The sequence below is a fragment of the Streptomyces sp. MK37H genome, assembly GCF_018035285.1.
Lineage (GTDB): Bacteria > Actinomycetota > Actinomycetes > Streptomycetales > Streptomycetaceae > Streptomyces > Streptomyces endocoffeicus.
Genome location: NZ_JAAAYH010000354.1, coordinates 1 through 9509 on the forward strand (window position 1 = coordinate 1; position 9509 = coordinate 9509).

At 70.5% G+C, this 9509-nt stretch carries 11 protein-coding genes; 2 read left to right on the forward strand and 9 right to left on the reverse strand.

The window, feature by feature from the left end:
- Positions 1-140: 140 nt before the first annotated feature.
- Both GWI24_RS33875 and GWI24_RS33880 read left to right on the forward strand, forming a co-directional pair.
- The gene (locus GWI24_RS33875; RefSeq protein WP_210949884.1) at positions 141-809 is read left to right on the forward strand and encodes a DUF3105 domain-containing protein; all 669 of its coding nucleotides are present in this window, start codon (positions 141-143) and stop codon (positions 807-809) included.
- On the forward strand, positions 806-1504 hold the full coding sequence (locus GWI24_RS33880) for a DUF305 domain-containing protein (RefSeq protein ID WP_210949885.1): 699 nt from the start codon (positions 806-808) through the stop codon (positions 1502-1504). The genes GWI24_RS33875 and GWI24_RS33880 overlap by 4 nt, the downstream gene beginning before the upstream one ends.
- A 59-nt stretch (positions 1505-1563) precedes the next feature.
- Here GWI24_RS33880 and GWI24_RS33885 read toward each other — a convergent pair whose 3' ends face one another.
- The 9 genes from GWI24_RS33885 to GWI24_RS33925 form a co-directional block, all read right to left on the reverse strand.
- On the reverse strand, positions 1564-2109 hold the full coding sequence (locus tag GWI24_RS33885; protein ID WP_308344178.1) for a TetR-like C-terminal domain-containing protein: 546 nt from the start codon (positions 2107-2109) through the stop codon (positions 1564-1566).
- A gap of 351 nt (positions 2110-2460) precedes the next feature.
- On the reverse strand, positions 2461-2877 hold the full coding sequence (locus GWI24_RS33890) for an ATP-binding protein (protein WP_210949887.1): 417 nt from the start codon (positions 2875-2877) through the stop codon (positions 2461-2463).
- A 104-nt stretch (positions 2878-2981) separates the two neighbouring features.
- Positions 2982-4196 (reverse strand): helix-turn-helix domain-containing protein, encoded by a 1215-nt coding sequence (locus GWI24_RS33895; protein ID WP_210949888.1) that lies wholly within the window; start codon positions 4194-4196, stop codon positions 2982-2984.
- A gap of 141 nt (positions 4197-4337) precedes the next feature.
- The gene (locus tag GWI24_RS33900) at positions 4338-5636 is read right to left on the reverse strand and encodes a cytochrome P450 (RefSeq protein WP_210949889.1); all 1299 of its coding nucleotides are present in this window, start codon (positions 5634-5636) and stop codon (positions 4338-4340) included.
- A complete protein-coding gene (locus tag GWI24_RS33905; protein WP_374103369.1) occupies positions 5633-6277 on the reverse strand; it encodes an ATP/GTP-binding protein in 645 nt (214 codons plus the stop codon). The genes GWI24_RS33900 and GWI24_RS33905 overlap by 4 nt, the downstream gene beginning before the upstream one ends.
- Positions 6258-6617, reverse strand: a complete 360-nt coding sequence (locus GWI24_RS33910; protein ID WP_020869869.1) for a DUF742 domain-containing protein — start codon at positions 6615-6617, stop codon at positions 6258-6260. Before GWI24_RS33910 ends, GWI24_RS33905 begins: the two co-directional genes overlap by 20 nt.
- Complete coding sequence (locus GWI24_RS33915; protein WP_210949891.1) at positions 6614-7042, reverse strand: roadblock/LC7 domain-containing protein; 429 nt, start codon at positions 7040-7042, stop codon at positions 6614-6616. Before GWI24_RS33915 ends, GWI24_RS33910 begins: the two co-directional genes overlap by 4 nt.
- A 14-nt stretch (positions 7043-7056) precedes the next feature.
- The gene (locus GWI24_RS33920) at positions 7057-8664 is read right to left on the reverse strand and encodes a sensor histidine kinase KdpD (protein WP_210949892.1); all 1608 of its coding nucleotides are present in this window, start codon (positions 8662-8664) and stop codon (positions 7057-7059) included.
- 280 nt (positions 8665-8944) lie between these two features.
- On the reverse strand, positions 8945-9509 hold a 565-nt coding region (locus tag GWI24_RS33925; RefSeq protein ID WP_210949893.1), incomplete at its 5' end, for an ATP-binding protein.

A 9509-nucleotide genomic window follows, 5' to 3' on the forward strand; every position in this document is an offset into this window, starting at 1 on the left:
ACCACCCCGTCCGCGCCCTCGGCCTCCACCAACTCCAAGTACTTCGGACCTAGGCCGACGCCGGTCACCGCGATGCACTGCTCCACCCATCCAGTGTGCGAACTGCGCGATCTGCGCGAACTGCGAGGTTGAGGACAGCCATGGGCTCCAAGGGATCGAAGACGAAGGGCACGGCGGCCGACCGCCGCGCGAAGATAGAGGAGTTGCGCCGCGCCGAGAAGGCGCGCGAGCGCCGGTACCGGATCATCACCATCACCTCGGTCACGGTGATCGTCGCCGGACTGGCCGTCGGGGGCTACTTCCTCGTCGACGCGAGCGACAAGAAGGAGAAGAAGGAGGCCAAGGTCACCTCGTCGGTCGTGAAGACCGGCGAGTTCAAGGGCATGAAGACCTGGAAGAACCTGGGCCGGACGCATGTCCAGGGCACGGTGAAGTACGCGATGTCGCCGCCGGTCGGCGGAAACCACAACCAGGTCTGGCAGAACTGCAACGGCGATGTCTACACCAAGCCGCTGACCAAGGAGAACGCGGTGCACTCGCTGGAGCACGGCGCGGTGTGGGTGACGTACACCGACAAGGCGTCGAAGGAGGACATCGCCACCCTCTCGGCGCGGGTCAAGAAGACCCCGTACTCGCTGATGAGCCCCTACCAGGAGCAGGACGCGCCGATCGTCCTCAACGCCTGGGGCAATCAGCTCGACGTCCGACAGGCGTCCGACCCGCGGGTGGCCGACTTCTTCAAGAAGTTCGTCCAGGGCAAGCAGACGCCCGAGCCCGGCGCCTACTGCACCAACGGGAAGACTTCGTGAGCGACGGGACCGCCGTCGGCCGCGCCTCCCGCCAGCCGCTGGTGGCGGGGATCGCCGCCGCCCTCGCCCTGCTGACGCTGGTGGCGGTGGCGGTGCTGTGGCTGACGAGTGACCGCTCGGAGGGCTCGACCGACACGGGGACGCCGAAGGACACCTCGGCCGAGGCCGGTTTCGCCCGCGACATGTCCGTCCACCACCGGCAGGCGGTGGAGATGTCGTTCATCGTGCGCGACCGCACCACGAACGACGAGGTGCGGCGGCTGGCGTTCGACATCGCCAGCACTCAGGCCACCCAGGCCGGGATGTTGCAGGGCTGGCTGGACATGTGGGGGCTGGACAAGACCTCCGAGGACCCGCCCATGACGTGGATGAAGAACGACATGAAGGGCATGGACCACGGCTCGATGAAGGGCATGGGCTCCACGTACAAGCCGCACGACGGCTCGCTCATGCCGGGCATGGCCACCAACACCCAGCTCGACGAGTTGCGCAAGGCCAAGGGCAAGGCGGCCGAGGTGCTCTACCTGAAGCTGATGACCACCCACCACAAGGGCGGCATCGACATGGCGCGGGGCGCGGTCGAACTGGTCAAGGACCCGACCGAGAAGCATCTGGCCCAGACGATGGTCCAGGGCCAGCAGTCGGATATCCAGCTGATGGCCGACATGCTCAAGGCACGCGGCGCGTCCTCCTGACGCCCCACCGATGGCGCCCCTCGCCCCTCGCCCCACGGGGCGCGGGTCGCGGGGCGTCATCATCCCTTCCGCACGAACACCCCGGACCGGACCGCCTGATACGTGGCCTCGACGGTGGTGTGCACCAGCCGCTCGTCGATGGCCCCGCGCAGAATGAGCACCCGGTAGTAAATCGGCGCCCCCAGTGCGGCGATGACCTCCAGCGCGTCGGTGCCCTCGGGGATGTCCCCCCGCTCGACCGCGTTCCGCACGATCAGGGTCACCTCCTCGATCCGCCGTACGAACGCGTTGCGGACGATCTCCTCGACCCCGGTGTCATGCGCGGCGGCCGCGAGCAGCCCCTGCATGACATTGCGGTTGCGCAGGGCGTTGTTGAAGTCCGCGATGGCCTGGGTGAGTTCCCTCAGATCCCGATGGAAGTCACCGGTGTCCGGGGTGGGCAGCGTCGAACTGCGCTCGGCCAGCAGATCGACGACCACCCCCTCCACCGTGCGCCAGCGCCGCCGGATGGTCGACACATGCACCCCCGACCGCCGCGCGAGCCGATCGAGGGTGAGCTCGGCGAACGAGTCGCGGTCGAGCTCCTCGTACGCGGCCGCCAACACGGCGGCCCGAGTCCGGGCGGTACGCCCCCCGGGGCGAGCCGACCCATGCGGTGGTCGCTCTGTCATGACGCGCCGACTCTACGGCCCCTCCACCCTCGTGAGCACCAGATCTTCACGACATCCGGGCGCCGAACGCCCGGTAACCCATTGCACGGCGTACACGCCCCTCGCTAGTGTGACACCCGTTACTTAATGCGCGCTACAGCGCATTAGGCCAGCATGGCGCAGAGTTTGCCGGACCTTCCTCACGAGGGGAAGGAAGGTCCAGCACGCTCCTCTTCTTCCGCGCTTGCCCTCCCGGGTTCACCGCTCCCGGCTCGATACCGGCAACGTCCGCGCCCAGGGCGGCCATCACCCGGCTTCACATCGCAGCTCACCCCAAACGCGCTTGCCCCAGGGCAGCCGATCGGCCCCCCATCGCCAGGCGCACTCCTCCACCACGGCCAGGCCCCGTCCCCGCTCGTCGTCGGACCCGGCGGTGCGCGGCACGGGCAGCGTGCGGCACTTGTCCACGACGGCGATGCGGATCACGTCGGGCGCGGGGCGGGTGACGGTGACGCGGATGACGCGGCAGTCGGTGTGGTCCACCGAGTTGGCCACCAGCTCCGAGACGATGAGGGTGGCGGCGTCGGCGCAGTGCTCTATGCCCCAGACCGCCAGCGCCGTGCGGACGAGACGACGAGCCGTGGCGGCGCTCTGGGCCGTGCACGGCAGGGTCTCGGTGTAGCCGGGGTGCCCGGAGGGACGGGCGGTGGTGGTCACAATCATGGCGGACCTCGCGGTTCGTGAACGTGAGCGCACGCTATGACCGCCGAGAGCGACCGCACAGTGACCGTACGTACCACTTTGACGCGTGGGTGGGACGTCGCGTCCTAGCCGTCCAGGTTGAGCCGGTCGGCCAGTTCGGTCACGGGGGAGGTGCGGCGGCGCTCGCGGCCGCGTAGCTCGGCCACCACCCGCCGGGCCGTTCCGTGGTAACGCATCCACTCCGGTGCGTCGCCCTCCGCGGCCAGGAGGGCGCGAATGGCGCTGTCGTCCTTGCCGAGGTCGACACAGGCCAGGGCGCGGTCGACGTGGAATCGGGCGCGCCACGTCGGGGGAAGCCGGTGGAGTTCGGGAACGGCACGGGCCGCGGTCAGGGCCTTCGCGCCGCGCTCCATCTCCACCAGGAAGTTGACCTTGGCGACACCGACATTGGTCGGGCCGAACGGTGTGGCGTAGTCGAGGCGGTCCTCTCCGATGCGGGAGGCGGCGGCCGTCGCCATGTTGAGCAGTTCGTCCACGGCGTCGTGCTTGCCGCGTCGCACGGCCGCGGTCGCCGCACGCAGCAGCAGGATTCCCCACAGGGACAGATCGACGGGCCGGGACCGGAATCCGGGCTCGATCCGCTCGGCGGCGGTCAGGGCGACGCGCTCGGCGTCCTCCAGCCGACCCTGCTTGGTCAGGATCCACGACAACGTGGAGACACCCATGGTCTCGAGATGCGGATCGTCCGACCGCCGGGCGGCCTCCATGGAGCGCTCCAGCGCCGTGAACCCGGCATCCTCCTTGCCCAGTGCGGCCAGCGTGGTGGCCGCCACCTGATACGCCTCGGCGAGCACCGCATGGGCCGCGGCGGCGTCGGTGCCGCTGTGGGCGCGGGCGGCCGTTCTGGCGTCCCGGATGAGCTGGGGCAACAGGACGCCGATGTCGGCCATCCGCCCCTCGCGCCGGACGCGTTCGGTGGACCGTAAGGCGGCGCGCAGCGCCCCGATGGTGGGCGGGGCCTCGGGATCGGCGTCCTCACCGAGGAGTTCGGTCAGCGGGGAGACGGCCTGCCGCAGCGCGAGCACGGACGGCGAGTCGCCCTCCTGGCGGACCTCGAAGGTGGTCGGCTGACCGATCAGTACGGACGGTTCCACATCGAGCGCGCGGGCGAGGGCATTGATCGTCGAGAGCCGCGCCGTCTGCCGCTGGCCCTGTTCCAGCTTGCGCACCACGTCCACGGACAGCTCCGCCCGTTCGGCGAGCCGCTCCTGGGTGAGCTTGCGCCGGCCCCGGAACCGAGCGATCCGCTCCCCGAGCCCCTGCTCGTCCTCACAGCCCATGGCCCCTGGTCCCCCACTCACCGTCAGGTATCAGGCGGATGTGGCTTCCACGCTACGCCTTCGCGCGAGTCGCATGGGGTGAACCGGTACCCCATACGTCCCCCGGAGGTGCGCGGCGCACCTCCGAGGGACGGTGGACAGTCAGTGCGGATGGGCCGGGGTGAATTCGACGGGGAGGGCGGCCACGCCGCGCATCATCAGGGTGACGCGCCATTCGAGCTCGTCCGCGGGGACGGTGAGGGTGACGTCCGGGAGGCGGTCGAGGAGGACCTCGATGGCGGCGGTGGCGATGACCTCGGCGATCTCGCGGGCAGCCGGGGGGCAGCCGTGTTTGCCGTGGCTGAAGGCCATATGGGCCTGGTTGCCGCCGGCGCCGGAGTGGAAGTCCGGGCGGACGTCGGGGTCGGCGTTGGCCGCGGCGAGGCCCAGCATCAGGCAGTCGCCCTTACGGATGCGGCGTCCGCCGAGCATGGTGTCCTCGGCGGCCCAGCGGCCGATCCAGAACGGGACCGGGGTGTCTTCCCACAGGACCTCGTTGAGCGCCTGGCCGACGCTGCGGCGGCCGCCGGAGAGGGTGATGGCGAACCGCTCGTCCGTCAGCATCAGCCGGAGGGCGTTGCCGATCAGGTCGCTGGTGGGCTGCTGGACGGCGTAGATGGAGCCGAGCAGGTCGTTGATGATCTCGTCGTCGGTGAGCCCGGCGGGGTGGGACACCAGATGGGCGGCGACGTTGACCTGGTCGGGGTTCTCCCGGACGCGCTTGATCAGCGCCTCCATCCGGGTCTGCATCTTCTGCAGCGCGATGGGGGCGTCGTTCCCGGTGAGGTGGAGCGAATCGTCCTGGATGGCGGCGGATTCGGTGTCGTCCAGGCCGTAGAGCCGGGTCACCACCCGCAGCGGGATCTGGCTGGCGTACTCGGCCACCAGATCGGCCCGGCCGCTGCCCGCGAAGGTGTCGATCAGCTGGTCCGCGACGCGCTCGCACCCCGCGCGCAACTCGAACTGGTCCACCGACGCCAGACCGTCGCAGATGGCCTCGGACCGCCGCTGGTGGTCGGCGCCCTCGCTGAACAGCATCGTCGGGCGGTAGCCGACGAAGGTGGTCAACTCCCAGTCGGGCGGCACCAGATGCCAGGAGTGCCAGCGGCGGGAGTCACGGGCGTACAGATTGGGATCGGTGGTGACCCGGACCACCTCGCGGTAGCCGAGCACCGTCCAGACGGGGATCTTGCCGTCCAGCAGTACGGGCACGACCGGGCCGTGGTCCCGGCGCAGCTCGCGGTAGAGCTCCATCGGTTCGTCCCGGAACCGCTGGTAGTCCAGCGGCACCGACCCGGGGGGCACCACCCCGTCGGGCGGCGCGGGGGCCGACGGGAAGGCGGGCTGGGGCGCGGCCCCGGGCAGGTCATCCAGCGGGGACGTGGGGTCAGGGGTGGTCACGCGGTGGTCTCCCCGGCGGCGCCGTTGGTGGACAGGGAGTAGAGGTAGCGGGCGAGCGCGACCAGTACGGCCTTGCTGGAGTCGCGCTTGCGGGCGTCGCATTCGATCATCGGCACCTCGGGCGGGAGGTCGAGGGCCTCCCGCACCTCCTCCAGCGTGTGCTGCGGCTCGGTGAAGTTGTTGCGGGCCACGATGAACGGGGTGCCGTGGTGCTCCAGCCGGTCCAGCGCGTACCAGGAGTCGGAGAGCCGGTTGGTGTCCACCAGGACGACCGCGCCCAGGGTCCCGGAGAACAGCCGGTCCCACAGGAACCAGAACCGCTCCTGGCCCGGGGCGCCGAACAGATAGAGCACCATCTGCTCGTCCAGGCTGATCCGGCCGAAGTCGAAGGCCACCGTGGTGGTGGTCTTGTGGCGCACGAACGAGGCGTCGTCGATGCCGATGCCCGCCTGCGTCATCGTCTCCTCGGTGCTGAGCGGGCGGATCTCGCTGACGGACTGCACCATCGTCGTCTTGCCGACACCGAACCCGCCGACGATCACGATCTTCAGACCGTTGCTCGCACTCTCCCGCAGCGGGGAGTGCCCGGCGCCGCCGGGGAGCGCGGTGCTCACGGTGGTCTCAGAGATTCTGGAGTGCAACGAGCACCTTCTTCAGCGTTTCGGGCCCGGGCAGCCGGCCGCCGGGGCGGGCCGCATGCGGATGGCGCGCGGTGATCCGGCCGGTGTCCAGCAGATCGCACAGCAGGATCTTGACCACGCTGACGGGCAGTTCCAGATACGAGGAGATCTCCACGACCGACAGGGGGCGGCGGCACATCCGCAGGATCTTGACGTGCTCGGACTGCATTCCGGGGGTGGGATCGCTTTCGCTGACGATCAGCGTGACCATGTCGAACCGGCTCTCGTCGGCCCGGCTGCGGCCGCCGGTGACGGTGTACAGCCGGTCCGGGCCCTCCTTGTCCAGCGGACCTCGGATCATGCCCTCGCCCCGCCGACGCTGCCGCCCGCTTCCACCCGCGGAGCGGCCCGCAGATGGTCACCGATCTGCTCGACCAGCTCGTTCATGTTGTGGCCGATGATGCCGACATCGGCATCGTCATGGGCCACCACGGCGAGATGGGCGCCTTCGCCGGCCTCCACGATGAACAGAATCCCCCCGTGGAACTCCGTCATCGACTGCCGTACGCCGCCGCTTCCGTCGCCGAACTCGATGGACGCGCCATGGGCGAGGCTCTGGATGCCCGACGCGATGGCCGCCAGCTGATCGGCCTGGTCCACGGACAACCCGGAGGAGAGGCACAGCTTGAGACCGTCCCGTGACAACACCAGGGCGTGGCGCGAGCCCGGAGTCTTCTCCAGCAGGTTCTCCAACAGCCAGTCCAAGCTGCGGTCGGTGGTGTTCATCGGCGTTCCTTCTGTCACGGCTTGTCGTTCTCGGCAGGCTCGGCGGACTCGGCGGTCTCGGTGTGATCTGCGGATACCGAAGGCTCGGTGTCACACGGTGCACCGGCGGCGGAACCACCGCGAGCCGCCTGGCGGAAGGCGCCGAAGCGGGCTCCGGCTTCCTCGGGTCGTGGACGGCTGGTCTTGGGCTTGGGTTCCGTCTCGGCCGCCTGGGCGGCCGCGCGGGTGGCGGCGGCCAGCGTCTCGCCACGGCGCCGCTTGGGCAGTCCGTTGACCCGCGAGGGCTGCGCGGAGGGCTCCGGCGCGGACGACGGCGACGGGGACGGCGACGGGGCGGTCTCCGGCGACGTGGACGGCGCGGCGGCCGGAGCGGACGCGGTCGGGGCGGGCGCGACCGTGGCGGTGGACGCGCTCGTGGCGGTGGACGCGCTCGTGGCGGTCGACGCGGCGGACGCCTGCCGGGGGACCCCGGTGCGGACGGTACCCGGCGTGTCGAGGACGACGGCGTCCTGGTTGATGTGCGTGACCAGCTGCTGCGGGATCAGGACGACGACACCGGTGCCGCCCCGCGCGGACGGCCGGAAGGAGACGGTGAGCCCGTGCTTGCGGGCCAGACAGCCGACGACCGCGAGGCCCAGCCGGGTGCCGGACAGGGTCATCAGGTCCAGGCTCTCGGAGGAGACGGCCTTCTGGGCGCGGTCCAGGGCGGCCGGGCCCATCACCAGGCCACCGTCCTCGACGGTCACCACGACGCCCGCGTGCGTCTCCTCGACGTACACATGCACCTCCTCGGTGGGAGGCGAGAAGCTGGCGGCGTTGTCCATCAGCTCGGCGAGGGCGTGCATGACGCCCTCGGCCGCGTAACCGGCCACCGCGGCGTTGCTGGTCGAGTGGACCCGCACCCGCTGGAAGGCGCTGATCCGGCCGATCGCGCCGCGCAGCACGGACTCCATGACGATCGGCTTGGTCCACCGGCGCCCGGAGCGGGCACCGGTCAGCACCGCGATACTGTCCGCGATCCGGCCCGCCTGGGCGGTGGCGTGGTCCAGCTTCAGCAGATCGCCGAGGACGGTCTCGTCGTGGCGGTTCTCCATCTCCCGGAGGTCGGCCAGCATGCTGGTGGCCAGCGCCTGGACGCGGCCCGCGGCGTTGGCGCACGCGGCCATCGCGGAGGCGCGCATCCGCTCACCGTCGCCGATCTCGCGCAGCAGGGTCCGCAGCAGATACTGATGGGCCCGGCTGGTGGGCCGCTCCATGCGGGTGATCACGGTTTCCACCGAGCCGCCCTCGCGCAGTTGCCGCACCGCGGACGGAATCGTTTCCTCGGCGAGCCGGGTGGCCTCGATCTCCTGCGCGGCGGCCGCGGTCTCCAGCGAGGTGACCCGCTCCTGGAGACGGCCGATGGTCCGCGAACGGTTGGCGGCGACCGCCAGCGCCACCCCCAGCAGCACGGCGGCGGCCCCGCAGAAGACGGCGACGAAGGCGCGCTGGGCGGATGGCACCGCGGTGGTCACCCACAGTCCCGCTCCGGCGGCGACGACGACTGCCAGCAGGGGGACGGTAAGGGCCCCGCGCGTCACCGAGGGCCCTTTGTACGGATGGCTGGATATGTGTGCTGACATCTATCAGGTCCTCATGGGCGCGTTGAGGGTTTTTGGCTGGACCACGCGGACATCAAGCCGTGGGCGCCACATGTTAGTAGAGTCACGTCAGTTTGACCGGGCCCTCTCGGCACATGGATCATGACGGCCCGTCAAATCGAGGCGCTGCGAAGCGTCATGTTCCGGACGCATATGACGCTGCCATTGACGCCGCCGCCGTCGGCCCGCCCGGCGACGCTATGGAACCGCCCGCCCGGCCCGGATGGGCGCAACGGAATCGCCCGCGCGGCCCGGATGGACGTTATGGAATCGCCAGCTCGGCCCAGATGACCTTGCCGTCCGAGGTGTAGCGGGTGCCCCAGCGCTCGGCGAACTGGGCGACCAGGAACAGCCCCCGGCCGCCCTCGTCCGTCGTCGCCGCGTACCGCAGATGCGGAGAGGTGCTGCTGGTGTCGGAGACCTCGCAGATCAGCGCGCGGTCGCGGAGGACCTGCACCCGGATCGGGCCGGTGGCGTGCCGGATGGCGTTGGTGATCAGCTCGCTGAGCACCAGCTCGGCGGTGAACGCGGCCTCGTCCAGCCCCCACTCCGCCAGCTTCCGCATGACCTCGGCGCGCACCCCGGACACCGCGGCGGGGTCGGACGGCACCTCCCAGGAGGCCACGCGGTCGGCGCCCACGACCCGGGTCCGGGCGGCGATCAGGGCGATGTCATCGCTCGGATTGCTGGGCAGCAGCGCGTCCAGCACCTCGGTGCAGATCTGGTCGGGGGTCCGGCCGGGGTGGGACAGGGAGCGGCGCAGCATCTCCAGACCGGTGTCGATCTCCCGGCGGCGGTCCTCGATGAGCCCGTCCGTATAGAGGACG

Coding starts and splice junctions, on each gene's coding strand:
- GWI24_RS33910 (WP_020869869.1), bottom strand. CDS start 6,617: ATGATCCGAGGTCCGCTGGACAAGGAGGGCCCGGACCGGCTGTACACC.
- GWI24_RS33920 (WP_210949892.1), bottom strand. CDS start 8,664: ATGTCAGCACACATATCCAGCCATCCGTACAAAGGGCCCTCGGTGACG.
- GWI24_RS33915 (WP_210949891.1), bottom strand. CDS start 7,042: ATGAACACCACCGACCGCAGCTTGGACTGGCTGTTGGAGAACCTGCTG.
- GWI24_RS33875 (WP_210949884.1), top strand. CDS start 141: ATGGGCTCCAAGGGATCGAAGACGAAGGGCACGGCGGCCGACCGCCGC.
- GWI24_RS33895 (WP_210949888.1), bottom strand. CDS start 4,196: ATGGGCTGTGAGGACGAGCAGGGGCTCGGGGAGCGGATCGCTCGGTTC.
- GWI24_RS33890 (WP_210949887.1), bottom strand. CDS start 2,877: ATGATTGTGACCACCACCGCCCGTCCCTCCGGGCACCCCGGCTACACC.